The organism is Pseudomonas sp. BP6 (assembly GCF_017875935.1).
Lineage (GTDB): Bacteria > Pseudomonadota > Gammaproteobacteria > Pseudomonadales > Pseudomonadaceae > Aquipseudomonas > Aquipseudomonas putida_Y.
This window is the reverse complement of the sequence record NZ_JAGINI010000001.1, coordinates 864,209-889,105: the sequence shown is the minus strand read 5'-3', so window position 1 is coordinate 889,105 and position 24,897 is coordinate 864,209. Positions and strand designations below refer to the sequence as shown.

The window sequence follows — 24,897 nt, the reverse complement described above, 5'->3', positions numbered from 1 at the left end:
CGGCGATGCCGGTGCCATCCACCGTGGCGCCTGATTCGCGGGTGAACCCGCTCCTACTATGGGGGGTGCCAGCCTGAAGTTAGCGTGGTCCGGCGCCATCGGCGTAGGCGCGGGTTTACCCGCGAACACCGGCGATGCCGGTGCCATCCACCGTGGCGCCTGATTCGCGGGTGAACCCGCTCCTACAATGGGGGTGTCAGCCTGAAGTTAGCGTGGTCCGGCGCCATCGGCGTAGGCGCGGGTTTACCCGCGAACACCGGCGATGCCGGTGCCATCCACCGTGGCGCCTGATTCGCGGGTGAACCCGCTCCTACAATGGGGGTGTCAGCCTGAAGTTAGCGTGGTCCGGCGCCATCGGCGTAGGCGCGGGTTTACCCGCGAACACCGGCGATGCCGGTGCCATCCACCGTGGCGCCTGATTCGCGGGTGAACCCGCTCCTACAATGGGGGGTGCCAGCCTGAAGTTAGCGTGGTCCGGCGCCATCGGCGTAGGCGCGGGTTTACCCGCGAACACCGGCGATGCCGGTGCCATCCACCGTGGCGCCTGATTCGCGGGTGAACCCGCTCCTACAATGGGGGTGTCAGCCTGAAGTTAGCGTGGTCCGGCGCCATCGGCGTAGGCGCGGGTTTACCCGCGAACACCGGCGATGCCGGTGCCATCCACCGTGGCGCCTGATTCGCGGGTGAACCCGCTCCTACAATGGGGGGTGCCAGCCTGAAGTTAGCGTGGTCCGGCGCCATCGGCGTAGGCGCGGGTTTACCCGCGAACACCGGCGATGCCGGTGCCATCCACCGTGGCGCCTGATTCGCGGGTGAACCCGCTCCTACAATGGGGGTGTCAGCCTGAAGTTAGCGTGGTCCGGCGCCATCGGCGTAGGCGCGGGTTTACCCGCGAACACCGGCGATGCCGGTGCCATCCACCGTGGCGCCTGATTCGCGGGTGAACCCGCTCCTACAATGGGGGTGTCAGCCTGAAGTTAGCGTGGTCCGGCGCCATCGGCGTAGGCGCGGGTTTACCCGCGAACACCGGCGATGCCGGTGCCATCCACCGTGGCGCCTGATTCGCGGGTGAACCCGCTCCTACAATGGAGGGGGTGTCAGCCTGAAGTTAGCGTGGTCCGGCGCCATCGGCGTAGGCGCGAGTTTACCCGCGAACACCGGCGATGCCGGTGTCATCCACCGTACACTGGGTTGTGCCAGCCTGAAGCTGGCGTGGTCCAGCGGTGACAACCGCCGCGCCGCTTGATTGCACGCATAAAAAAGGGCGACCCGAGGGTCGCCCTTTTTACCGATCAAACAGAACTCAGTTCTGCTTGGCCATTGCTTCGCGCAGCAGCGCAGCCATGGTGGTGTCGGCAGCAGCTTCCGGAGCGTTTTTCAGGCTCTGGATAGCTTCGCGCTCTTCAGCGTCGTCTTTCGATTTGATCGACAGGCTGATAACGCGGGACTTGCGGTCAACGCTGATGATCTTGGCTTCGATCTCTTCGCCTTCCTTCAGAACGTTACGCGCGTCTTCAACGCGGTCACGGCTGATTTCGGAAGCTTTCAGAGTGGCTTCGATGTCGTCGGCCAGGGTGACGATGGCGCCTTTGGCGTCAACTTCTTTCACGATGCCCTTGACGATAGCGCCCTTGTCATTGACAGCAACGAAGTTGGAGAACGGATCGTCTTCCAGCTGCTTGATGCCCAGGGAGATGCGCTCGCGCTCTGGGTCGACCGACAGGATGACGGTTTCCAGCTCGTCGCCCTTCTTGAAACGACGTACGGCTTCTTCGCCGGTTTCGTTCCAGGAGATGTCGGACAGGTGAACCAGGCCGTCGATGCCGCCGTCCAGGCCAATGAAGATACCGAAGTCGGTGATCGACTTGATGGTACCGGTGATCTTGTCACCCTTGTTGAACTGGCCGGAGAAGTCTTCCCATGGGTTGGACTTGCACTGCTTGATGCCCAGGGAGATACGACGACGCTCTTCGTCGATGTCCAGAACCATGACTTCCACTTCGTCGCCAACCTGAACGACTTTCGACGGGTGGATGTTCTTGTTGGTCCAGTCCATTTCGGAAACGTGTACCAGACCTTCAACGCCTTCTTCCAGCTCAGCGAAGCAGCCGTAGTCGGTCAGGTTGGTAACGCGAGCCTGTACGCGAGTACCTTCTGGGTAACGGGCAGTGATAGCTACCCACGGATCTTCGCCCATCTGCTTCAGACCCAGCGAAACGCGGTTGCGCTCACGGTCGAACTTCAGAACGCGTACGTCGACTTCGTCGCCAACGTTAACGATTTCCGATGGGTGCTTGATGCGCTTCCAGGCCATGTCGGTGATGTGCAGCAGGCCGTCGATACCGCCCAGGTCCACGAATGCGCCGTAGTCGGTGAGGTTCTTGACGATACCTTTGACTTGCTGGCCTTCCTGCAGGGTTTCCAGCAGGGCTTCGCGCTCGGCGCTGTTCTCGGCTTCCAGCACGCTGCGACGGGAAACGACAACGTTGTTGCGCTTCTGGTCCAGCTTGATGACCTTGAATTCCAGCTCTTTGCCTTCCAGGTGGGTGGTGTCGCGCACTGGGCGGACATCAACCAGGGAGCCCGGCAGGAACGCACGGATGCCGTTAACGTCGACAGTGAAGCCGCCCTTAACCTTACCGTTGATAACGCCCTTGACCACTTCTTCGGCGGCGAAAGCTGCTTCCAGAACAATCCAGCACTCGGCGCGCTTGGCTTTTTCACGGGACAGTTTGGTTTCGCCAAAGCCGTCTTCGACCGCGTCCAGCGCAACGTGAACTTCGTCACCGACCTTGATGGTCAGCTCGCCAGCTTCGTTGTAGAACTGCTCGAGCGGGATGACGCCCTCGGACTTCAGGCCAGCGTGTACGGTAACCCAGTCGCCGTCGATGTCGACAACGATACCGGTGATGATCGCACCCGGCTGAAGATTGAGGGTTTTCAGGCTTTCTTCAAAGAGTTCTGCAAAGCTTTCGCTCATTTTAATTCCTGTAGATTCGGGCGAAACAAACGCCCATAACCACATTCCAGACAATGTGGGTTCGTTTTAAGTAAAGGAAAGCCGGCAGGACGTTGACTGGTGCCCCTGCCTGCTTTCCTGGCTATCAGATAAGGTCGCGCTGGGCGATCTCGCTTCTGATACGTTGCAACACCTGCTCGATGGACAACTCGGTAGAGTCCAACTGAATGGCATCGGCCGCTGGTTTCAGCGGGGCCACTGCACGTTGGGTGTCACGTTCATCACGTGCACGAATCTCATCCAGCAGACTCGACAGACTAACATCTTCACCCTTGCCCTTCAACTGCAGGTAGCGGCGACGTGCGCGCTCCTCCGCGCTGGCGGTGAGGAAGACCTTCAATGGCGCGTCCGGGAACACCACGGTACCCATGTCGCGACCGTCAGCAATCAGCCCCGGCACTTCGCGGAACTCACGCTGACGCACCAGCAGCGCATCACGCACCGCCGGCAGCGACGCCACCATCGATGCACCGGCACCGACGGTTTCGGTACGGATGACGTTGCTGACGTCCTCACCCTCAAGGATGATCTGCTGCAGCTTACCGGGCTCGGCAGCGATGAACTGCACATCCAGATGAGCGGCAAGCTTGGTCAGCAGCTCTTCGTTGGTCAGGTCGACGCCGTGGTTGCTCGCATTGAATGCCAGCAAGCGATACAGCGCGCCGGAGTCCAGCAGCTTCCAGCCCAGCTCGCGGGCCATCAGCCCGGCGACCGTGCCCTTGCCCGAGCCGCTTGGCCCGTCGATGGTAATAACCGGTGCCAGCGAATTCACGACTTGCCCTCTTCTGCCACGCGAATACCCACTTCGGCACACAGCGCCAGGAAGTTGGGGAACGAGGTGGCGACGTTGGCGCAGTCGTGAATGCGAATCGGTGCACTGGCGCGCAGCGAGGCCACACTGAAGGCCATGGCGATGCGGTGATCACCATGCCCATGCACTTCGCCGCCGCCCAACTGGCCGCCGTCGATGATGATGCCGTCCGGGGTCGGCTCGCACTTGATGCCCAAGGTGATCAGGCCATCGGCCATCACCTGGATGCGGTCGGACTCCTTGACCCGCAGCTCTTCGGCGCCACGCAGCACGGTACGCCCTTCAGCGCAGGCAGCCGCCACGAACAGTACCGGGAATTCGTCGATGGCCAGCGGCACCAATGCTTCAGGAATGTCGATACCCTTCAGCTTGGCACCGCGCACACGCAGGTCGGCCACAGGCTCGCCGCCCACCTCACGCTGGTTTTCCAGGGTGATGTCGCCGCCCATCAGGCGCAGGATGTCGATCACGCCGGTACGGGTCGGGTTGATGCCGACATGCTCCAGCACCAGCTCGGAGCCTTCAGCGATAGAGGCTGCCACCAGGAAGAACGCTGCCGAGGAAATGTCAGCCGGCACTTCGATCCGGGTAGCGGTCAGCTTGCCACCGGACTGCAGCGAGGCCACCGGGCCATTGCTGTCGACCGAGTAGCCAAAACCGCGCAGCATGCGCTCGGTGTGGTCACGGGTAGGCGCAGGCTCGGTGACAGTGGTCTTGCCTTCGGCGTACAGACCAGCCAGCAACAGGCAGGATTTGACCTGGGCGCTAGCCATCGGCAGCGTGTAGGTCAGCCCTTTGAGCTTGTGGCCACCACGAATGGTCAGCGGCGGGCGGCCGTCCGGGCCGGTTTCGACCACAGCACCCATTTCGCGCAGCGGGTTGGCCACACGGTTCATCGGGCGCTTGGACAGCGAGGCGTCGCCGGTCATGGTGACATCGAACGACTGACCGGCCAACAGGCCCGACAGCAGGCGCATCGAGGTACCGGAGTTACCCACGTACAGCGGCCCTGGTGGCGGCTTGAGGCCATGCAGGCCCACGCCGTGAATGGTCACGCGACCGTGGTTGGGGCCTTCGATGACCACACCCATGTCACGAAATGCCTGCAGGGTCGCCAGCGCGTCTTCGCCTTCGAGGAAGCCTTCGACCTCGGTAGTACCTTCGGCCAGCGAGCCGAGCATGATCGAGCGATGGGAAATCGACTTGTCGCCCGGTACACGGATCCGCCCGTTCAGGCGGCCACCCGGTTGGGCCTGGAAAATCAGATCGTTGGCGTTCATAGCGTCCACATAGGCCCGGCGGGCCAGGATTTTACTGAAATGCTCGCGGGCAGCCCGTGCGCGGGTGAATACACCCAGCAGCTGGTGCCCATCCCCTTCAGCGATCGCGTCGCGCAAGGCGTCGAGATCGCTGCGATATGTATCAAGTGTGCGCAGGACAGCGTCGCGGTTGGCGAGGAAGATGTCATGCCACATGGTCGGGTCGCTGCCGGCGATTCTTGTGAAATCGCGGAATCCACCCGCAGCGTACCGGAAGATCTCGAGGTTTTCATTGCGTTTGGCCAGCGAGTCGACCAGGCCAAAGGCCAGCAGGTGTGGCAGATGGCTGGTGGCGGCCAGTACTTCGTCGTGGCGCTCGACCGACATGTGCTCCACATCGGCATCCAGCGCACGCCACAGGCGGTCAACCATGGCCAGCGCGGCGGGGTCGGTTTCGGCCAGCGGCGTGAGGATGACCTTGTGCCGGCGGAACAAGGTGGCATTGGACGCCTCTACCCCGCTCTGCTCGGACCCGGCGATGGGGTGGCCCGGGACGAAGCGCGGCAGGCGTGCACCGAAGACGGCACGCGCCTCACGCACGACGTTGCCCTTGGCGCTGCCAACGTCGGTGATGATCGCATCACCCAGGTCTAGCAGGGCCAGGCGCGCCAGGACTTTTTCCATGGCCAGGATCGGTACGGCCAGCTGGATGACATCGGCGCCCACACAAGCGGCGGCGAGGTCTTCTTCGCAGCGGTCGACCACCCCCAAGGCCACAGCCTGCTTGCGCGAGAGGGCATCCAGGTCGACACCGACCACTTCGCGGCACAGGCCGCTTTCACGCAGGCCCTTGGCGAACGAGCCGCCGATCAGGCCCAGGCCGACCACGACCAGGCGGTCGATGATGGGCGCGGGTTTGGTTTTTGCTGCATTTACCACTGGTGCGAACCCTGTTCAGAAATCTAGGTAGCCTGTGAGGGCCATTGGGGCCGCGGCGCGGCCCTTCGCGGGCTCGCCCGCTCCCGCAGAGATCGGCATCACATGCTCACTGTGGGAGCGGGCATGCCCGCGAAGGGCCGCGCCGCGGCCCCAAGGCCCCTGAATCAAAGCACCGCCTTCGGATAAGAGCCCAGCACCTTCAGCGCCACAGCCTCCTGGCTGATCTGCTCGAGCACCGCCTTGATCAGCGGGTCGCGGTGGTGGCCGACGAAGTCGATGAAGAACACGTAGGTCCACTTGCCGCTGCGCGACGGGCGGGTCTCGATACGGGTCAGGTCGATGCCGTTCTGATAGAACGGCACCAGCAACTCATGCAAGGCACCTGGCTTGTTGCTCATCGAAACGATGATCGAAGTCTTGTCGTCGCCGGTCGGCGGTACTTCCTGGTTGCCGATCATCAGGAAGCGCGTGGAGTTGTCCGGGCGGTCTTCGATCTTCTCGGCCAGACGGGTCAAACCGTACAGATTGGCCGCCATGTCACCGGCGATCGCCGCCGAATTCCACTCACCCTTGACCCGCTTGGCCGCTTCGGCATTGCTCGATACAGCCACGCGCTCCACGTTCGGGTAGTGCGCGTCCAGCCACTTGCGGCACTGGGCCAGCGACTGGGCGTGGGAGTAGATGCGGGTGATGCTGTCGGTCTTGGTGTTCTCGCCCACCAGCAGGTGGTGGTGAATACGCAGCTCGACCTCACCGCAAATCACCATGTCATGCTCGAGGAAGCTGTCCAGGGTGTGGCTGACCGCACCTTCAGTGGAGTTTTCCACCGGCACCACACCGAAGTTGACGGCACCGGCCGCCACCTCACGGAACACTTCGTCGATGGCCGCCATCGGGCGACTGATCACCGCGTGACCGAAGTGCTTCATGGCCGCCGCCTGGGTGAAGGTGCCTTCTGGGCCGAGGTAGGCGATTTTCAGCGGTTCTTCCAGGGCCAGGCACGACGACATGATTTCGCGGAACAGCCGCGCCATCTCTTCGTTGCCCAGCGGCCCCTTGTTGCGCTCCATCACGCGCTTGAGCACCGCAGCTTCACGCTCGGGACGGTAGAACACCGGCTTCTCGCCTTCCTTGAGCGAGGCAGTCTTGACCCGGGCTACTTCTTCGGCGCAGCGGGCGCGGTCGCTGATCAGCTCGAGGATTTTCTCGTCGAGGCTGTCGATGCGCACGCGCAGCGCCTTGAGCTCCTGTTCGGACATATCAGCCATGCTCCTTCTCGAATTCAGCCATGTAGCCTACCAGCGCTTCTACCGCTTCCAGGCCCAGGGCGTTGTAGATGGAGGCACGCATGCCGCCAACCGAACGGTGGCCCTTGAGGTTGAGCAGGCCACGCGCGTCGGCGCCCGCGAGGAAGGCCTTGTCCAGGCGCTCGTCAGCCAGGCGGAACGGCACGTTCATCCACGAACGGGCGTTGACGCTGATCGGGTTGGTATAGAACTCGCTGCGGTCGATGAAGCCGTAAAGGCGGTCTTTCTTGGCACGGTTGCGCTGCTCCATGGCATCAACGCCGCCCTGCTCCTTCAGCCACTCGAAGACCAGGCCCGAGAGGTACCAGGAGTAGGTGGCCGGGGTGTTGTACATCGACCCGTTGTCAGCCGAAACCTTGTAGTCGAGCATGGTCGGGCAGCTGCTGCGGGCATGACCCAACAGGTCTTCGCGCACGATCACCACCACCAGGCCGCTTGGGCCGATATTCTTCTGCGCGCCGGCGTAGATCAGGCCGTACTGCGACACATCGATCGGGCGCGAGAGGATGTCGGACGACATATCGACCACCAACGGCACGTCACCGGTTTGCGGCACCCAGTCAAACTGCAGGCCACCAATGGTCTCGTTGGACGCATAGTGCACGTAGGCAGCGTTTTGGGTCAGGTTCCACTCGTTCTGGCCGGGGATGGCCAGGTAGTCGTAAGGCTTGGCAGTGGCAGCGACGTTGACGTTGCCGAAACGGCGCGCTTCCTCGATGGCCTTCTTCGACCAGATGCCGGTTTCGATGTAGTCGGCAGTGCCGTTTTCCGGCAGCAGGTTCAGCGGGATTTCAGCAAACTGCTGGCTGGCGCCCCCTTGCAGGAACAGCACCTTGTAGTTGGAGGGGACGGACAGCAGGTCACGCAGGTCCTGCTCGGCCTTTTCGGCGATGGCCACGTAATCGTCGCTGCGATGGCTCATTTCCATCACCGACAAGCCCTTGCCACGCCAGTCCAGCATCTCGGCCTGTGCGCGCTGCAGGACAGCGTCAGGAAGCGCGGCAGGGCCTGCGCAGAAGTTAAAGGCTCGTTTGCTCACATCCACTCTCGCTCTGCCAAATAGAACAAAAACTATCACATGGGTTAGCAGCGACCCTGTGGGAGCGGGCGAGCCCGCGAACACCGGCAAAGCCGGTGCCATCTACCGCAGTGTCTGCTTCGCGGGCATGCCCGCTCCCACAAGGTCGGGCTTTGCCAGCTGTTATCAGTCAAACGGGGCGACCTTGGTCGCCCCGTTCGGGTTTCACGCTTGATTACTCTTGCGGGGCCTCTTCGGTACCCGCTGCTTCTTCATTTTCATTGTCTGGCGCTACAGCCTCGACACCCTCCTCGTCCGTCTCGATCACCTCATCGAGTTCGTCCTCGGACGGCTCCTGGATACGCTCCAGGCCCACCAGCGTCTCATCGGCCGCCAGCTTGATCAACGTAACCCCCTGGGTGTTGCGGCCCAGGCTGGATACCTCGCCAACCCGGGTGCGAACCAGCGTACCCTGGTCGGAAATCAGCATGATCTCCTCGCCTTCCTGCACCTGGATAGCACCGATCAGCAAGCCGTTGCGCCCCTTGGTACCCATGGCGATCACACCCTGGCCACCGCGGCCGCGACGTGGGAACTTGGACAGCGGGGTGCGCTTGCCAAAGCCACGCTCGGAGGCGGTGAGGATCTGCGAGCCGGACTCCGGGATAAGCATCGAAATGATCTGCTGACCTTTGCCCAGCTTCATACCGCGTACACCACGGGCGTTGCGACCCATTTCACGCACGACGCTCTCGGCAAAGCGGATGACCTTGCCAGCGTCGGAGAACATCATGACTTCCTTGGCACCATCGGTGATGGCCGCGGCAATCAGGGTGTCGCCTTCTTTCAGCTTCAGGGCGATCAGGCCGTTGGAACGCGGACGGGCGAACTGCACCAGCGGGGTCTTCTTGACGGTACCGGAAGCGGTCGCCATGAAGATGTACGCGCCGGTCGGCTCTGCAACCCACTCCGGGGTGTCACCGTCTTCTTCGTCGACTTCCTCGGCCTCTACCAGCTCACCCTCGAGCACGGTGTCTTCAGCTTCTTCCAGTTCTTCGTCGAGGTCGGCGTTCTGCTGCAGCGCTTCGAGGTCGATCTGCAGCATGGCGGTGATGCGCTCACCCTCCTCCAGCGGCAGCAGGTTGACCAGCGGGCGACCACGGGCAGCGCGGGACGCTTCGGGGATTTCGTAGGTCTTCTTCCAGTACACCTTGCCCTTGCTGGAGAACAGCAACAGGGTGGCGTGGCTGTTGGCGACCAGCAGGTGCTCGATGTAGTCCTCGTCCTTCACGCCGGTCGCCGACTTGCCTTTGCCACCGCGGCGCTGGGCCTGGTAGGCGGACAATGGCTGGGTCTTGGCATAACCACCATGGGAGATGGTGACCACGCGCTCTTCTTCCGGGATCATGTCGCCGTAGTTGAGGTCGTGGCTGGCATTGAGGATTTCGGTGCGACGGGCATCGCCGTACTCGGCACGGATGGCCTCCAGCTCCTCGCGAATCACTTCCATCAGGCGCTCGGCGCTGCTGAGGATGCGGATCAGCTCGCCGATCTGCTCGAGGATTTCCTGGTACTCGGCCAGCAGCTTCTCGTGCTCCAGGCCGGTCAGGCGGTGCAGGCGCAGGTCGAGAATGGCCTGGGCCTGTTCCGGCGACAGGAAGTACTTGCCGTCATGCAGACCGTACTGCTCCGGCAGGTCCTCAGGACGGCAGGAATCGGCGCCGGCGCGCTCGACCATGACCTGCACGGCACTGGATTCCCACGGCGTGGAAACCAGGGCTTCCTTGGCTTCGGACGGCGTCGGCGAAGCCTTGATCAGGGCAATGACCGGGTCGATGTTGGACAGCGCGACCGCCTGGCCTTCAAGGATATGGCCACGTTCACGGGCCTTGCGCAGCTCGAATACCGTACGGCGAGTCACCACCTCACGGCGGTGACGCACGAACGCTTCGAGCAGGTCCTTGAGGTTGAGCAGGCGCGGACGGCCGTCGACCAGAGCCACCACGTTGATGCCAAACACGCTCTGCAGCTGGGTTTGCTGGTAGAGGTTGTTGAGCACCACCTCTGGCACCTCGCCGCGACGCAGCTCGATGACGATGCGCATGCCGTCCTTGTCGGACTCGTCGCGCAGCTCGGTGATGCCTTCGATCTTCTTCTCTTTGACCAGCTCGGCGATCTTTTCGATCAGGCGCGCCTTGTTCAGCTGGTACGGCAGCTCGGTGATCACGATCTGCTGGCGGCCGCCAACCTTGTCGATGTCTTCGATCTCGGAGCGGGCGCGCATGTAGATACGGCCACGGCCGGTGCGATAGGCCTCGATGATGCCCTGGCGACCGTTGATGATGCCGGCAGTCGGGAAGTCCGGGCCAGGGATGTGCTGCATCAGCTCATCGATGGTGACTTCCGGGTTGTCGATGAGCGCCAGGCAGCCATCGATGACCTCGCCGAGGTTATGCGGCGGAATATTGGTCGCCATGCCCACGGCGATACCGCTGGAACCGTTGACCAGCAGGTTGGGAATACGCGTCGGCATGACCGCCGGGATCTGCTCGGTGCCGTCGTAGTTGGGCACCCAATCGACGGTTTCCTTGTGCAGGTCGGCCAGCAGCTCGTGGGCCAGTTTGGTCATGCGCACTTCGGTGTATCGCATGGCTGCGGCGTTGTCGCCGTCCACCGAACCGAAGTTGCCCTGGCCGTCGACCAGCAGGTAGCGCAACGAGAACGGCTGAGCCATACGCACGATGGTGTCGTAGACCGCAGTGTCGCCGTGCGGGTGGTACTTACCGATCACGTCACCGACCACACGGGCGGATTTCTTGTACGGTTTGTTCCAGTCGTTGCCCAGTTCGCTCATCGCATAGAGAACGCGGCGATGCACGGGCTTCAAGCCGTCACGCGCATCGGGCAGCGCTCGCCCGACAATCACGCTCATCGCGTAGTCGAGGTAAGACTGTCTCAGTTCGTCTTCGATATTGACCGGGAGGATTTCTTTGGCCAGTTCGCCCATGAGAAGCCTGATTCCTTTTTCTGGTGAAACTTCGCAGCTCCATCAAGGGCCGAACGAAGCTCGCCGCCGCAGCGCATAAGGGTGCGACGACTTACGACAAATCAATGAGTTGTGCCATGGATCTGCGCAATGAAGGCCGCCGTGATGGGCGGTCTTGGAAACTGCCGGATGTTATCACAAACGCGGGGGCGGTGGGGAGAGGTGGCAGTTGGTCTCAGCCGCGTTTGAAACCTGGTTTTTGTATTGCCGGCACCGGCCTCTTCGCGGGCTCGCCCGCTCCCACAGGTTCACCACAGCCCTAAGGCCATGCGATATCCCTGTGGGAGCAGGCAAGCCCGCGAAAAGGCCGGTGAGGCGATACAAAATCAGTGCAGGCGCTTGCGGCAAATCAACTGGGCCAGTTTGGCGGTATCCGGGCGCTCGACAACACCCCGTTCGGTCACGATAACGTCAATCAGGTCGGCCGGGGTCACATCGAACACCGGGTTGAATACCTCGACACCCGGCGACACCCGGGTACCGCCGAAGTCCAGCCACTCGTCGGCGTCACGCTCCTCCAGCGGGATATCCTCGCCCGTGGCCAGGTTCAGGTCGATGCTGGTGCTCGGCGCCACCACCATGAAGCGCACGCCATGGTGCATGGCACTGACGGCCAGCTGATAGGTGCCGATCTTGCCGGCCATGTCGCCATTGGCAGCGATGCAGTCCGCCCCCACCACCACCCAGGTGATGCCTTTGGTCTTCATGAGGTGGGCCAGCGCAGAGTCGGCACAAAGGGTCACCGGGATGCCCTCGTTGGCCAGTTCCCAGCCGGTCAGACGGGAGCCCTGCAGCCAAGGGCGAGTTTCACCGGCATAAACCCGCTCGACCATGCCTTCCAGGTAGCCGGCACGGATCACCCCCAGCGCGGTGCCAAAGCCGCCAGTGGCAAGGGCGCCGGCATTGCCGAAGGTGAGCAGGGCCTGGGCATTGCCCTGATGGCGTCGGATCAGCTCGATACCTTGCTGGGCCATGGTCAGGTTGGCCTCACGGTCGCTCTCGTGAATGGCCGCCGCTTCAGCCTCCAGCGCTGCCAGAGCGTCTTCTTCCGGCCGCAGGCGCTGCAGGCGCTCGCGCATGCGGTTCAGCGCCCAGAACAAGTTGGCGGCGGTAGGACGCGCTTCGGCAAGGGTCAGAAAGTCGTCTTCCAGGTCCATTTCCCAATCGCCGCCTTCGGCCAGCCGCTCTTCAAGGGCCAGTACCAGGCCGTAAGCTGCGGCAATACCGATTGCCGAGGCGCCACGCACCGCCATGTCGCGGATGGCTGCGGCCACCTGCGCAACATTGTCGCAGGCCAGCCAACGCTCCTCCGACGGCAGCAGGCGCTGGTCGAGCAGGTGCAAGGCGCCACCCTGCCAGCGGATCGCGGTCACCTTCTCCGCCGCCAAAAGTCGCTCGCGCATTGCCTCTCCCCGTCATTCGGATATCAAAAGCCGGCGATTATAGCGACCCTCGGGGCCGAGCGCTCGGGTATACTCCGACGCAATTTTGCGAAGTTTCAGAGGACTGTTCAATGAGCAACGTCGACCGCGCCGAAATCGCCAAGTTCGAAGCGCTGGCCCACCGCTGGTGGGACCGCGAAAGCGAGTTCAAGCCGCTGCACGAAATCAACCCGCTGCGCGTCAACTGGATCGACGAGCGCGCCAGCCTGGCCGGCAAGAAAGTGCTGGACGTGGGTTGCGGTGGCGGCATCCTCAGCGAAGCCATGGCCCTGCGCGGTGCCACGGTCACCGGTATCGACATGGGTGAAGCACCGCTGGCAGTGGCCCAGCTGCACCAGCTGGAGTCGGGCGTGCAGGTGGAATACCGGCAGATCACCGCCGAAGCCCTGGCCGAGGAAATGCCTGAACAGTTCGACGTGGTCACCTGCCTGGAAATGCTCGAGCACGTGCCCGACCCGTCTTCGGTGATTCGCGCCTGTTACCGCATGGTCAAGCCTGGTGGCCAGGTGTTCTTCTCCACCATCAACCGCAACCCCAAGGCCTACCTGCTGGCCATCGTCGGCGCCGAGTACATCCTGAAGATGCTGCCGCGCGGCACCCATGACTTCAAGAAGTTCATCCGCCCGTCCGAGCTGGGCGCCTGGAGCCGCGATGCCGGCCTGCAGGTGAAGGACATCATCGGCCTCACCTACAACCCGCTGACCAAGCACTACAAGCTCAACAGCGACGTCGACGTCAACTACATGATCCAGACCCTGCGCGAGGAATAAGCATGCGTTTGCGAGCAGTACTCTTCGACATGGACGGCACCTTGCTGGACACGGCGCCGGACTTCATCGCCATTTGCCAGGCCATGCTCGCCGAGCGCGGGCTGCCGGCCGTTGACGACAACCTGATCCGCGGCGTGATCTCGGGTGGCGCCCGCGCGATGGTTGCCACTGCGTTCGCCATGGACCCGGAGGCTGACGGCTTCGAGGCCCTGCGCCTGGAGTTCCTCGAGCGTTACCAGCGTGACTGCGCGGTGCACAGCAAGCTGTTCGAGGGCATGGCCGAGCTGCTGGCCGACATCGAGAAAGGCAACCTGCTGTGGGGCGTAGTCACCAACAAGCCGGTGCGCTTCGCCGAGCCGATCATGCAGCAACTGGGCCTGGCCGAGCGTTCGGCGCTGTTGATCTGCCCGGACCATGTGAAAAACAGCAAACCCGACCCCGAGCCAGTGATCCTGGCCTGCAAGACGCTGAACCTGGACCCGGCCAGTGTACTGTTCGTCGGCGACGACCTGCGCGACATCGAGTCTGGCCGCGACGCCGGCACCCGCACGGCGGCGGTGCGCTACGGCTATATTCATCCAGAGGACAACCCCAACAACTGGGGTGCCGACGTGGTGGTGGACCACCCGCTGGAGCTGCGCAAAGTGATCGACAGCGCGCTGTGCGGCTGCTGAACCCAGACCGATGACCGGGCACCGCCTCTTTGTAGGAGCGGGTTCACCCGCGAATGCGCCAGCCCAGACAACACTGGCGCCTGATCGGACGCATTCGCGGGTAAACCCGCTCCTACGATAGCCCCAGGCCGCCCACACGAACTCGAAGGACAGAACCATGTTCGACTACACCGCCCGCCCCGACCTGCTGCAAGGCCGGGTCATCCTGGTTACCGGTGCCGGCCGTGGCATTGGTGCCGCGGCTGCCAAGGCCTATGCCGCACTAGGTGCCACCGTGCTGCTGCTGGGCAAGACCGAGGCCAACCTGAACGAGGTCTACGACCAGATCGAAGCCGCCGGTCACCCGCAGCCGGTGGTCATCCCCTTCAACCTGGAAACCGCCCTGCCACACCAGTACGACGAGCTGGCGGCGATGATCGAAGGCCAGTTCGGCCGCCTCGACGGCCTGCTCAACAACGCGTCGATCATCGGCCCGCGCACGCCGCTGGAACAGCTGTCAGGCGACAACTTCATGCGCGTGATGCACATCAACGTCAATGCCACCTTCATGCTCACCAGCACCCTGCTGCCGCTGCTGAAGCTGTCGGAAGACGCATCGGTGGTATTCACCAGCAGCAGCGTCGGGCGCAAGGGCCGGGCTTACTGGGGCGCCTATGGCGTGTCGAAGTTCGCCACCGAGGGCCTGATGCAGACCTTGGCCGATGAACTGGAAGGCGTGGCGCCGGTACGTTCCAACAGCATCAACCCAGGCGCCACGCGCACGGCGATGCGGGCCCAGGCCTACCCCGGCGAGAACCCGCAGAACAACCCGCTGCCCGAAGAAATCATGCCGGTGTACCTGTACCTGATGGGGCCGGACAGCACAGGGGTGAACGGGCAGGCGTTCAACGCCCAATAAACCTGCACTGGCCTCTTCGCGGGCTTGCCCGCTCCCACAGGCACTGCGCAGCCCTCAAGGACTGAGCCATACCTGTGGGAGCGGGCAAGCCCGCGAAGAGGCCGCTACAGGCGAACGATCAGCCGGCTGCCAACGCCGGCCGCATGCGGCCTTGCTGGCGCCCTTCCAGCTGCATGCAGCGCTCCAGGAACAGGAACATGCAGTCGTAACTCTTGCAGATCGCCCTGCGCAGCTCGGTCCGCAAGCCCAGGGTCGGGTTCTCACCGGCCAGGGTACAGATGATTTCCAGCGCCTCCCACGGGTGCGCATCGTCATACTGGGCATGCATCTTCAGCCACTTCATCGCCCGCTTGCGCCCTTCTTCAGGGAACCCCTGCGCGTAGGTGTCGGTCGAGCACACCACCGCCGACCATTCACCAGTGGCGCCCTCGATGGCGTAGTTGGTCGCGGCCATGGAAATGGCCAGGTTCTCCGTGGCACACACCCGCCAGCACCAGTCGTTCAGGCCGTTCAGCTCGGGCGGCACTTCTTGCGCCTGCAACTCGTGCAGGTGCACACCGTGCGCCTGGCACCAGTTCACCCAGTAGTCGGCATGGTTGAGCTCGACGCGGATGTTGCGCATCAGCCAGCGCCGCGCCATGTCCTCGCCCTGATGCCGGCCATAGCGGGTCTTGGTCAGGTTATGCGCCATGTACAACGAAAACTGTTCCACCACCGGCCAGCCACCGATCAGGTACTGGCGGATGGTCGATTGCTTCAGTTGGCCATCGCGTAGACGCGCATAAAACTCATGCTCAACCACCCGGCGCTTGCTCTCGCGGCAGTCTTCAATCAGTTGCTGGGCCCATTGAGGGTAACTGGCGGGGTCCATCAAAGGCCCGATACGAACGAATGCATCAATCACTTTCAGCTCCTTGATCCTTGTGATTTCCAACTAGCGAAACGTGCCAGGTGCTCGCTGCAACAGAGGCCGGGCGGCGATCCGTTGGCGCTGCAGACTGTCACAGGTGAACACCTGGGGGCGTTCGATCAGGTAGCCCTGGGCGTAATCCACGCCTATTTCCTGCAAGGCCTGCTCGATCAAGGGTGTTTCGACGAACTCGGCAATAGTGCGTTTACCCATCACATGGCCGATATGGTTGATGACCTCGACCATGGCCCGGTTGACCGGGTCGTCGAGCATGTCCTTGACGAAACTCCCGTCAATCTTCAGGTAGTCCACGGGCAAATGCTTGAGATAGGCAAACGACGACATGCCGGCGCAAAAATCATCAAGCGAGAAACGGCAACCCAGCCCTTTCAACTCGTTGATGAAGCGAATGGCGCTGCCCAGGTTGGCAATGGCGCTGGTTTCGGTAATTTCGAAACAGATCATTCGCGGCGGAATGGCGTATTCGACGAACAACCGCTGGAGGTATTCAAGGAACTTGTCGTCGCCAATGCTGGACCCCGACAGGTTGATCGCACAGGTCGACAACGGCCCTTCTCGCCCTTCTTCCAGGCACTGGCGTATGACCATGAACACATTGCGCACCACCCAGCGGTCCAGCGCGGTCATCAGGCCGTAGCGCTCGGCCGCCGGGATGAAGCTGCTGGGCAGAATGGTGCGGCCGCTTTCGTCGTGCAGGCGCAACAGAATTTCGATATGGCCCGGGCCCTCGAAGGTTTTAAGCGGGGCGATTTCCTGGGCGTAGAGGCAAAAGCGGTTTTCTTCCAGGGCCACATGCAAGCGCTGGATCCAGGCCATTTCGCCAAACCGCATGGACAGTTCGCTGTCGTCGGCGTGGTACACCTGCACCCGGTTACGGCCCTTTTCCTTGGCCATGTAGCAGGCCATGTCGGCGGCGCGCAGCGAGGCCTCCAGGGTGCCGGGGGCCTGGGCCATGTGCACCAGGCCAATGCTGACCGTGGTCACGAACGGCCGCCCTTTCCATACGAAGTGCAGGCTCTGCACCAGCTGACGCAGTTGTTCGGCAATGCGCTCGGCCTGGTCGGGCGGGCAGTTTTCCAGCAGTACGCCAAATTCATCGCCACCCAGCCGCGCCAGCGTATCGCCCTCACGCAGGCCGGATTGCAGCACAGCACAGATGTGTCGCAGCAACTCATCGCCGGCCGCGTGGCCACAGGTGTCGTTGACTAGCTTGAACTGGTCGAGGTCGAGGAACATCAGCGAATGCCGCCCAGCCTGGCGTGCCAGGTCGTTGAGCACCTGCTCCAGGCGGTATTCGAACTCGCGGCGGTTGGCCAGACCGGTCAGGGCATCGTGGGTCGCCTGCCAGGACAGATTGGCGATGTACTGGCGTTCCTGGGTCATATCGTGCAGCACCAGCACGATGCCACTGACCTGGCCATCACTGACAATCGGCGAGCCTACCAGGTTGATCGACACGGTACTGCCGTCCAGGCGCTGGATCAGCCGGGCATGCTCGGAGCCGCCCTTGAGGCTGCCGCTGAGCACCTGTTCGACCAGGCTGCGACCGTCATCCTCGGCGTGTTCATCCACCAGGCTGAACAGCGCCGACAGTGGCAGGCCCTGGGCCTGGCCGGATTGCCAGTGGGTCAATTGTTCGGCGGCCGGGTTCATATAGCCGATATTGCCCTCGACATCGGTGGTGATCACCGCATCACCGATGGCCTGCAGGGTAATCTGCGCACGCTCTTTTTCTTGCTGCAGGGCGCTGGCAAAGGCCTGGCGCTGGGCCAACAGCTTGCTGGAGCGGCCCCAGGCAATCGCAATCAGGAACATCGCGGTCAGCAGGTTGGTGATCAGCAGCACCCGCAGCACGACGCGCGAGCCCTCGCCCAAGGCATCACTGAAGGCCTTGGCCGCCGGGGTCACGCCTTCGTTGATGGCGACAATACGGGCCTTCCACTCGCTGACAGTGTCTGCATCCACCGGGCCACTGGCAAAACGCTGGCGCATTTCACCGGCCAGTACATCCAGCTTGGCCAGATAGTCGTCGCCGATGTCCCAGTAATCGATGGCTGTCTGCATATAGCTGACATGGCGGAAGTAGCGATAGAACCAGATGATACGCGTGACATCGTCAGGGTGGTTGCCACCTTGCAGTACCGCCTGTCGCGCGGCGTCCAGATCAGGGTTGGGGAGGTCGAGCACCTCGCGCAGGCGCTGGTCACCCTGAGGCACGGTAATGGCCTGGCGATAACGTTGGTAGGTGCTGTCGTCACGCGTCTCGCTGTATAGACTGAGGTAGTAGATGGCATCTTTCTGCGCCTTGGACCACAGGCTTTCGCCCGCGACATAGGCGCGCACGGCCGAGAGCGTGTAAAGGCTGAGGCTGCCCAACGCCACCTGAAGGACCACTACGGCGATGAAAGGCCATGTGATGCCGAGCAACTTTGGCGCTTCGAGTGTGCGATTTCCCTTCATGGAGTCCCTGTCACAGAGCAGATAAGGCGTAAATCGACCCAGACAAGCACAGCGTAGGCCATTTGCCATTGCTGTGGAGGGGATTTTTATGACAAGGAATCGGGGGGATTTATGCAGCGTATGCGCTGGCCATTGCAGGAGCGGGTTTACCCGCGAAGAAGACACCGCGGTGGATGGCACAGGCTTCGCCCGTGTTCGCGGGCAAGCCCGCTCCCACAGGGATCGCACCAGCTTTTAGAAATTGAGCAAGACAGTTGCTTCCACAAGTACGGTGAAGGCAACCAGATAATCAGCTCTGCTGCAGGTGCCCATAAAGCTTGGCATATAACCCACCCTCGGCAATCAGTTGCTGATGGTCGCCGTCTTCGGCCACGTGCCCGCCATCGAACACCAGCACTCGGTCGGCCTGTTTCACCGCTGACAACCGGTGGGCGATGATCAGCGTGGTGCGGCCGCTGAGAAAGCGCGCCAAGGCCTGATGCAGGTTGTACTCGGTTGCAGCATCCAGGGCTGAGGTGGCCTCGTCGAGGATCACCACCTTGGGCTCAGCCAGCACCATGCGGGCAATGGCCAGGCGCTGGCGCTGGCCACCGGACAAGCGCACGCCTGAACGCCCCACCACACTGTCCAGGCCCTGCGGCAAGGCGGCGATGGTGGCATCCAGCTGGGCGATGCGCAGCGCCTGCCAGCACGCATCATCGCTGCAGTCACGGCCCATGGTCAGGTTGGCACGCACGCTGTCGTTGAACAGCGACGGGTGCTGCAACACCACCGCGACGTTCTCGCGCAGGGTTTCCAGGCCGATTTCCTGCAGGCTGGCCCCGCCAAAGCGGATGGTCCCGGCCTGGGCGCTATAAAGGCCCAGCAATAGCTGCACCAACGTGCTCTTGCCGCCGCCGCTGGCACCGACAATCGCCACCTTCTCACCCGCAGCGATGGACAGGTCGAGGTGCTCGAGTACCGGCTCGTCGGCATAGGCAAAGCGCAGGTCGCGCACTTCAATGCCCACCGTTTCGCGCCCGGCGAACGGGTCGCTGGCGGCTGGGTATTGCGGCTCGTCGGCACGCGCCAGCAGCTCGTTGAGGCGGCTCAGCGCACCGCCTGCGGCGTAGTACGCATATTGCAGATTAAGCAGTTGCTCCACCGGACCGATCATGAACCACAGGTAGCTGAACACCGCCAGCATCTGGCCGATCGACAGGTCGGAAAACAGCACGGTCAGCATGGCCGCCGCGCGGAAGATGTCGATGCCGAACTGGAACAGCAGGCCGCTGGCACGGCCACTGGCATCGCTTTTCCATTGCGAGTCCACGGCGTAATCGCGCACTTCGCGGGCACGCAGGCCCAGGCGGCCAAGGAAGTAGCCCTGGCGGTTGCCGGCGCGGATTTCCTGGATGGCATCGAGGGTTTCCGCCAGCGCCTGGGTAAAGCGCGCGGTGCTGTCGTTTTCGAGCTTTTTCAGGTGTTTGACGCGCTTGCCCAACTGCACGGTGAAGTAGATCACCAGCGGGTTGAACAGCAAGATCAGCAAGGCCAGCTGCCAGTGCATCCAGATCAGGATGGCCGCGGTGCCGGTCAAGGTCAGCATGGCCACCAGGAAGCGGCTTAGGGTTTCGCCAACGAACTTGTCCAGGGTGTCCAGGTCGGTGACCAGGTGGGTGGTCACCGTACCGCTGCCCAGGCTTTCGTATTCCTTCAGCGAAATACGCTTGAGCCGCTCGATCAGGCGGATGCGCAGGCGGTAGACAATATCCTTGGCCAGACCGGCGAACAGCTTGGACTGGATCACGTTGAACGCCAGCGCAGCCAGGCGCAGGCACAGGGTGAGCGCCAGCATCAGGCCGATGTAGCCGGCCGCCACCTGCCAGCCGGACGGCAGCAGGTGGTTCATCCACTTCAGCGCGGCATCGCCGTGGCCGAGCAGCACTTCGTCCACCAGCAGCGGCAGCAGCAGCGGAATGGGCACACTGCAACACGCCGCCAGTAACGCAATGAGGTTCGCGGACCAGAGGTTTTTCTTGTGATGCAGGGCCAGGCGGCGGATTTCCGCCCAGCTCAGTCGATCGCCCGCAGTGTATGGCTTGCCCGGTACCGGGTCGGGTGACCCAGGCACATCAAGCACAGGCGGCCTGCTGCAGCCAGCGGCCGAGCAAGGGTTGCAGGCGCTCCAGCGGCTGATAGCCGTTGGTCAGCAAGGCCAGTTGGCCATTGCGCTCGGCCAGCAGGGTCGGGAACCCGGCAATACCCAGGTCCTGGGCCCAGGCGAAGTCGGCTGCGGTGGCGGCGCGGGTATCGGCACGGGCGAAGGTTTCGGCGAACGCGGCACGGTCGAAGCCACACTGCGAGGCTAGCTCGACCAGCTGCGGCGCGGTGGTCACATCGACGCCCTGCTCGTAGAACGAACGCTGGATCGACGCCAGCAGCGGCCAGACGCGCTCGGCATCCAGCTCGCGGGCCGTGACCAGGGCGCGGCAGGCCGGCTCGGTGTCGTAGACGAAGCCGTCAGGCATGGCCCCCTCGAAGCGGAACGGCTGGCCGGTAGCATCAGCCACTGCCTGCCAGTGTTCCAGGATGTACTTGCGAGTGGAGCTGTCCAGGGCGCTGCCGCCAGTGCGCAGCCCGCCCGGTACCAAGTGGGTGGGCACGCCTGCCTCACGCGCCTGGGCGATCAGGGCCGCGGCCACTGGCGCAAAACCCCAGCACCAGGAGCACATCGGGTCCATCACATAGATCAGGCGTGCAGACATGCTTCAAGCCTCGGCTTTGTAGTTGTAACCGATCGGGTGCGGCAGGTTGCGGGCCTTGGCCAGCTCTATCTGCTTCTGCCGGTCGATGGCGCTGCGCCGGGTCTTCTCGCTCAGGTTGTCCCAGCAATGCGGGCAGCTGACACCTGGCGAATAGTGCTCGGACGCGCGCTCCTCTGCATTGATCGGGTGGCGGCAGGCGTGGCACTGGTCGTACTCGCCTTCGCTCAGGTCATGGCGCACCGTGACCCGGTTGTCGAAGACGAAGCAGTCGCCGTCCCACAGGCTTTCTTCCTGAGGCACTTCCTCGAAGTATTTCAGGATGCCGCCCTTAAGATGATAGACCGACTCGAAGCCTTCACCGAGCATGTAGCTGGAGGCCTTTTCGCAACGGATGCCGCCGGTGCAGAACATGGCGACCTTCTTGTGCTTGCTCGGGTCGAAATTGGCCTTGATGTACTCCGGGAACTCTCGGAAGGTTTCGGTCTTCGGGTCGAAGGCGCCCTTGAATGTGCCGATGGCCACTTCGTAGTCGTTGCGGGTGTCGATCAGCAGCACTTCCGGGTCGCTGATCAGGGCGTTCCAGTCCTTGGGCTCGACATAGGTGCCAACGGCCTGGTTGGGGTCTACGCCCGGCACGCCGAGGGTGACGATCTCTTTCTTGAGTTTGACCTTGGTGCGGTAGAACGGCTGTTCGTCGCAGTACGACTCTTTATGGTCGATATCGACCAGACGCGGGTCATCGCGCAACCAGGCCAGCAGGCCATCAATGCCTTCCCGGGTGCCCGAAACGGTACCGTTGATGCCCTCCTGGGCCAGCAGCAGGGTGCCTTTGACGTTGTTGTCGAGCATGGTCTTGAGCAGCGGCTCGCGCAGCTCGACGTAGTCTTCCAGGGTGACGAACTTGTACAGCGCCGCGACGACGATGGCTTGAGACATGTAACGGAATCTCCAGGTGGTTGCCCTCGTAAGGGGCGGACCGGGTTTGACAGGTACAGAAAAAGCATGGGGGCGCTTTGCACCCCTTTCGCGACACAAGGCCGCTCCCACAGGGACCGCGTAACCCGATGGCTAGTGCGGTTCCTGTGGGAGCGGCCTTGTGTCGCGAAAGGGCCGCAAAGCGGCCCCCGGATTTTGCAGGATTCTACCAGAACAACAGAAAGGTTTCAGTGCCCGCCGCCGGCGCAAACGGGCGAGGCCGGTGCAACGCCGACCTTGGCCCACTCTTCGGCGGTGTAGGTATGGATGGCCAGGGCGTGGATCTCGCCCATCAGCTCACCCATGGTGGCGTACACCTTCTGGTGGCGCTTGACGCTGTTCAACCCGGCAAACTGCTCGCTGACGATCACCGCCTTGTAGTGGGTCTCCTGACCACGACTGTGCATGTGACTTTCGTTGAGCACTTCCAGATGTTGCGGCGCCAGGGCGGCCAGTTGCTGTTCGATTCGTTGTTGCATGGTCATTGCGGCGTACTCACTTCTTCGCTGGGGCGGCGGCCTTGCCTGCGTTCGGGTCCAGCTCTTTGGTCATGTCTTCCAGCAGCTTGTTCACCACCGGTACTGCTGGCTCCAGGCTCTGCTGGGTCAGCTGCGCCGACTGCTGAGTGACCTTGGGCATTTCACGCAGCACTTTCTTGCCCAGCGGCGATTCGTAGAACTTCACCAGGTCCTTCAGCTCCTGCTCGGTGAAGGTGCGGGTGTACAGGTCGACCATCTTCGGCTTCAGCTTTTTCCAGCCGATGGCGTTGTCCAGCGCGGCATTGGCCTTGGCCTGGTAGCTTTCCAGTACGGGCTGCTTGGCGGACGGGGCTTTGGTCTGGGCGAAACGCTGGGCGAACATCTGCTGCACTTGCATGTACACCGGGGTGCCCAGCTTGTCGGCGTTGGCCAGGGTCAGGAATTTCTCGGCAGCAGCGTTGTGGCTGGCGGTGGCAGCGAGTACCTGGCCGCTGGCGCAAGCCAGGGCAACGGCAGCACAAAGGACACGGAGACGGGTCATTGCATTTCCTTCAAAGAGAGGGTGGCGGGCACCTCAGGGTAGAGCATTCTGCGCCGTGGTGGCGAAGTGCTCAAGTGGCACGACGAGCGACGGAACCGCTCGGTCGAATCAGGGCCTAAACTGCGATTTCGAACTACACAGGAGTGAGTACAGAATGAGCCGTATCGAGACAGACAGCCTGGGCCCGGTCGAAGTTCCGGAGGACGCCTACTGGGGTGCGCAGACCCAGCGTTCGCTGATCAACTTCGCCATTGGCAAGGAACGCATGCCCCTCGCGGTATTGCACGCCCTGGCACTGATCAAGAAGGCCGCTGCGCGCGTCAACGACCGCAATGGCGACCTGCCGGCCGACATCGCCCGGCTGATCGAACAGGCCGCCGATGAAGTGCTGGATGGCCAGCACGACGATCAGTTCCCGCTCGTCGTCTGGCAGACGGGCAGCGGCACCCAGAGCAACATGAACGTCAACGAGGTGATCGCCGGGCGCGCCAACGAACTGGCCGGCAAAGGCCGTGGCGGCAAGGCGCCAGTACATCCCAATGACCACGTCAACCGCTCGCAGAGCTCCAACGACTGCTTCCCCACCGCCATGCACATTGCGGCAGCCCTGGCGGTGCATGAAAAGCTGCTGCCGGCCGTCACCGAATTGTCTTCGGGACTGGCCGAGCTGTCGATGCGTCACCACAAGCTGGTGAAAACCGGCCGCACGCACATGATGGACGCCACGCCGATTACCTTCGGCCAGGAAGTGTCGGCCTTCGTAGCCCAGCTCGATTATGCCCAGCGCGCCATACGCGCCACCCTGCCGGCGGTGTGCGAACTGGCTCAGGGCGGTACTGCCGTGGGTACCGGGCTCAACGCCCCGCAGGGTTTTGCTGAAGCCATCGCTGCCGAGTTGGCGGCGCTGTCCGGCCTGCCGCTCATCACCGCGCCCAACAAGTTCGCCGCCCTCGCCGGCCACGAACCGCTGACCAGCCTGGCGGGGGCCCTGAAGACCCTGGCCGTGGCCCTGATGAAAATCGCCAACGACCTGCGCCTGCTGGGATCCGGTCCGCGCGCCGGGCTGGCCGAGGTGCGCCTGCCCGCCAACGAGCCGGGCAGCTCGATCATGCCGGGCAAGGTCAACCCCACCCAGTGCGAGGCGCTGTCGATGCTGGCCTGCCAGGTACTGGGCAACGACGCGGCCATCGGCTTTGCCGCCAGCCAGGGGCATTTGCAGCTGAATGTGTTCAAGCCGGTGATCATCCATAACCTGCTGCAGTCCATCGAGTTGCTGGCCGATGGTTGCCGCAACTTCCAGCAGCATTGCGTGGCGGGTATCGAGCCGGATGCCGAGCAGATGGCCGCGCACCTGGAGCGCGGGTTGATGCTGGTGACCGCGCTGAACCCGCATATTGGTTATGACAAGGCGGCGGAAATTGCCAAGAAGGCTTACAGCGAGGGCAAGACCTTGCGCGAGGCGGCCTTGGCGTTGAAGTACCTGACCAATGAGCAGTTCGACCAGTGGGTGCGGCCGGAGAACATGCTGGCGCCGGGGGGCAAGGGCTGACTGCTCTGTAGCCTGTACCGGCCCTTTCGCGG

At 62.9% G+C, this 24,897-nt stretch carries 18 protein-coding genes; 4 read left to right on the top strand and 14 right to left on the bottom strand.

What is annotated here, in order from left to right:
* Positions 1-1,303 precede the first annotated feature (1,303 nt).
* The 7 genes from rpsA to mtnA all read right to left on the bottom strand — a co-directional run bounded on the left by rpsA (position 1,304) and on the right by mtnA (position 12,802).
* Complete coding sequence (gene rpsA / locus J3A98_RS04025; RefSeq protein ID WP_003252673.1) at positions 1,304-2,980, bottom strand: 30S ribosomal protein S1; 1,677 nt, start codon at positions 2,978-2,980, stop codon at positions 1,304-1,306.
* Between the two features lie 124 nt (positions 2,981-3,104).
* Positions 3,105-3,791 (bottom strand): (d)CMP kinase, encoded by a 687-nt coding sequence (gene cmk / locus J3A98_RS04020; RefSeq protein ID WP_176685055.1) that lies wholly within the window; start codon positions 3,789-3,791, stop codon positions 3,105-3,107.
* Positions 3,788-5,995 carry a bifunctional prephenate dehydrogenase/3-phosphoshikimate 1-carboxyvinyltransferase gene (locus J3A98_RS04015; protein ID WP_339535341.1) on the bottom strand — a complete coding sequence of 736 codons (2,208 nt, stop codon included), beginning with the start codon at positions 5,993-5,995 and terminating at the stop codon, positions 3,788-3,790. Before J3A98_RS04015 ends, cmk begins: the two co-directional genes overlap by 4 nt.
* 197 nt (positions 5,996-6,192) lie before the next feature.
* On the bottom strand, positions 6,193-7,296 hold the full coding sequence (gene pheA, locus J3A98_RS04010) for a prephenate dehydratase (RefSeq protein ID WP_010952807.1): 1,104 nt from the start codon (positions 7,294-7,296) through the stop codon (positions 6,193-6,195).
* Positions 7,289-8,374: a 3-phosphoserine/phosphohydroxythreonine transaminase gene (gene serC, locus J3A98_RS04005; RefSeq protein WP_176685053.1), complete on the bottom strand. Its 1,086-nt coding sequence runs from the start codon at positions 8,372-8,374 to the stop codon at positions 7,289-7,291. The genes pheA and serC overlap by 8 nt, the downstream gene beginning before the upstream one ends.
* Positions 8,375-8,588: 214 nt before the next feature.
* Positions 8,589-11,360, bottom strand: a complete 2,772-nt coding sequence (gene gyrA / locus J3A98_RS04000) for a DNA gyrase subunit A (RefSeq protein ID WP_209964162.1) — start codon at positions 11,358-11,360, stop codon at positions 8,589-8,591.
* 365 nt (positions 11,361-11,725) lie between these two features.
* Positions 11,726-12,802 (bottom strand): S-methyl-5-thioribose-1-phosphate isomerase, encoded by a 1,077-nt coding sequence (gene mtnA / locus J3A98_RS03995; RefSeq protein WP_176685051.1) that lies wholly within the window; start codon positions 12,800-12,802, stop codon positions 11,726-11,728.
* 110 nt (positions 12,803-12,912) lie between these two features.
* Here mtnA and ubiG point away from each other — a divergent pair, with 110 nt between their 5' ends.
* The 3 genes from ubiG to J3A98_RS03980 all read left to right on the top strand — a co-directional run bounded on the left by ubiG (position 12,913) and on the right by J3A98_RS03980 (position 15,183).
* Complete coding sequence (gene ubiG / locus J3A98_RS03990; RefSeq protein ID WP_012271034.1) at positions 12,913-13,611, top strand: bifunctional 2-polyprenyl-6-hydroxyphenol methylase/3-demethylubiquinol 3-O-methyltransferase UbiG; 699 nt, start codon at positions 12,913-12,915, stop codon at positions 13,609-13,611.
* A gap of 2 nt (positions 13,612-13,613) precedes the next feature.
* Positions 13,614-14,285, top strand: a complete 672-nt coding sequence (gene mupP, locus J3A98_RS03985) for an N-acetylmuramic acid 6-phosphate phosphatase MupP (protein WP_176685049.1) — start codon at positions 13,614-13,616, stop codon at positions 14,283-14,285.
* Between the two features lie 157 nt (positions 14,286-14,442).
* Complete coding sequence (locus tag J3A98_RS03980) at positions 14,443-15,183, top strand: YciK family oxidoreductase (protein ID WP_176685048.1); 741 nt, start codon at positions 14,443-14,445, stop codon at positions 15,181-15,183.
* A gap of 118 nt (positions 15,184-15,301) precedes the next feature.
* On the opposite strand, the gene J3A98_RS03975 is transcribed toward J3A98_RS03980, so the two are convergent.
* From J3A98_RS03975 to J3A98_RS03945, 7 genes are all read right to left on the bottom strand, one after another.
* Complete coding sequence (locus tag J3A98_RS03975; protein WP_010952802.1) at positions 15,302-16,087, bottom strand: iron-containing redox enzyme family protein; 786 nt, start codon at positions 16,085-16,087, stop codon at positions 15,302-15,304.
* A gap of 30 nt (positions 16,088-16,117) precedes the next feature.
* The gene (locus J3A98_RS03970; RefSeq protein ID WP_209964159.1) at positions 16,118-18,574 is read right to left on the bottom strand and encodes an EAL domain-containing protein; all 2,457 of its coding nucleotides are present in this window, start codon (positions 18,572-18,574) and stop codon (positions 16,118-16,120) included.
* Positions 18,575-18,863: 289 nt separating this feature from the next.
* Entirely contained in the window at positions 18,864-20,696 is a 1,833-nt protein-coding gene (locus J3A98_RS03965; protein WP_209964156.1) for an ABC transporter ATP-binding protein, read from the bottom strand.
* Positions 20,689-21,321, bottom strand: a complete 633-nt coding sequence (locus J3A98_RS03960) for a DsbA family protein (RefSeq protein ID WP_209964154.1) — start codon at positions 21,319-21,321, stop codon at positions 20,689-20,691. The genes J3A98_RS03965 and J3A98_RS03960 overlap by 8 nt, the downstream gene beginning before the upstream one ends.
* A gap of 3 nt (positions 21,322-21,324) precedes the next feature.
* Positions 21,325-22,257, bottom strand: a complete 933-nt coding sequence (locus J3A98_RS03955; RefSeq protein ID WP_209964150.1) for a rhodanese-related sulfurtransferase — start codon at positions 22,255-22,257, stop codon at positions 21,325-21,327.
* A gap of 227 nt (positions 22,258-22,484) precedes the next feature.
* A complete protein-coding gene (locus J3A98_RS03950) occupies positions 22,485-22,781 on the bottom strand; it encodes a BolA family protein (RefSeq protein ID WP_010952797.1) in 297 nt (98 codons plus the stop codon).
* Positions 22,782-22,791: 10 nt separating this feature from the next.
* On the bottom strand, positions 22,792-23,316 hold the full coding sequence (locus J3A98_RS03945) for a DUF2059 domain-containing protein (RefSeq protein ID WP_176685042.1): 525 nt from the start codon (positions 23,314-23,316) through the stop codon (positions 22,792-22,794).
* A gap of 154 nt (positions 23,317-23,470) precedes the next feature.
* On the opposite strand from J3A98_RS03945, the gene J3A98_RS03940 reads away from it, so the two are divergent.
* A complete protein-coding gene (locus J3A98_RS03940; RefSeq protein WP_209964147.1) occupies positions 23,471-24,865 on the top strand; it encodes a class II fumarate hydratase in 1,395 nt (464 codons plus the stop codon).
* Positions 24,866-24,897: the final 32 nt, after the last annotated feature.

Excerpts from the sequence above, each read along its gene's own strand:
- rpsA (WP_003252673.1), bottom strand. The coding sequence starts at position 2,980 with ATGAGCGAAAGCTTTGCAGAACTCTTTGAAGAAAGCCTGAAAACCCTC.
- pheA (WP_010952807.1), bottom strand. The coding sequence starts at position 7,296 with ATGGCTGATATGTCCGAACAGGAGCTCAAGGCGCTGCGCGTGCGCATC.
- gyrA (WP_209964162.1), bottom strand. The coding sequence starts at position 11,360 with ATGGGCGAACTGGCCAAAGAAATCCTCCCGGTCAATATCGAAGACGAA.
- mtnA (WP_176685051.1), bottom strand. The coding sequence starts at position 12,802 with ATGCGCGAGCGACTTTTGGCGGCGGAGAAGGTGACCGCGATCCGCTGG.
- ubiG (WP_012271034.1), top strand. The coding sequence starts at position 12,913 with ATGAGCAACGTCGACCGCGCCGAAATCGCCAAGTTCGAAGCGCTGGCC.
- mupP (WP_176685049.1), top strand. The coding sequence starts at position 13,614 with ATGCGTTTGCGAGCAGTACTCTTCGACATGGACGGCACCTTGCTGGAC.
- J3A98_RS03980 (WP_176685048.1), top strand. The coding sequence starts at position 14,443 with ATGTTCGACTACACCGCCCGCCCCGACCTGCTGCAAGGCCGGGTCATC.
- J3A98_RS03970 (WP_209964159.1), bottom strand. The coding sequence starts at position 18,574 with ATGAAGGGAAATCGCACACTCGAAGCGCCAAAGTTGCTCGGCATCACA.
- J3A98_RS03960 (WP_209964154.1), bottom strand. The coding sequence starts at position 21,321 with ATGTCTGCACGCCTGATCTATGTGATGGACCCGATGTGCTCCTGGTGC.
- J3A98_RS03955 (WP_209964150.1), bottom strand. The coding sequence starts at position 22,257 with ATGTCTCAAGCCATCGTCGTCGCGGCGCTGTACAAGTTCGTCACCCTG.
- J3A98_RS03950 (WP_010952797.1), bottom strand. The coding sequence starts at position 22,781 with ATGACCATGCAACAACGAATCGAACAGCAACTGGCCGCCCTGGCGCCG.
- J3A98_RS03945 (WP_176685042.1), bottom strand. The coding sequence starts at position 23,316 with ATGACCCGTCTCCGTGTCCTTTGTGCTGCCGTTGCCCTGGCTTGCGCC.
- J3A98_RS03940 (WP_209964147.1), top strand. The coding sequence starts at position 23,471 with ATGAGCCGTATCGAGACAGACAGCCTGGGCCCGGTCGAAGTTCCGGAG.